The organism is Shewanella sp. M16 (assembly GCF_018224605.1).
GTDB lineage: Bacteria > Pseudomonadota > Gammaproteobacteria > Enterobacterales > Shewanellaceae > Shewanella > Shewanella oncorhynchi.
In genome coordinates, this window is record NZ_JAGTUL010000133.1 from 1 (window position 1) to 376 (window position 376).

1 protein-coding gene is annotated in these 376 nt (G+C 64.4%); it reads right to left on the minus strand.

Annotated elements, in window-relative coordinates:
* The coding region (tssI, locus tag KFE26_RS23740) for a type VI secretion system tip protein TssI/VgrG (protein ID WP_212601928.1) at positions 1 to 376 on the minus strand (376 nt) is incomplete at both ends.

Below are 376 nucleotides of genomic sequence, written 5' to 3' on the forward strand. Positions count from 1 at the left end.
CGGTGCGCAGCACGGTACGGGTCTTGTTGACCGGCAACGCGTAGGGTGGCCGGTTGGTGGCGTGGAAGGTGCGACCGGTGACGATGGGCTGGTCCGGGTCCGCTTCCAGAAATGAGACGATAACTTCATGGCCGATGCGCGGAATCGCCATCATGCCGTATTGGCCGCCGGCCCAGCCTTGGGATACACGCACCCAGCAGGAGCTCTGGTCGTTGGAGCTGCCGTATCTGTCCCACGGGAACTGTAGTTTGACCCGGCCATGTTCATCGCAGTAAATCTCCTCCCCTTCGGGGCCGACCACCACGGCGATTTGCGGGCCGTCCACCATCGGCTTGTAAGGCGCCTGTGGGCTGCCGATGCGCGCCCGCCAGCTGGT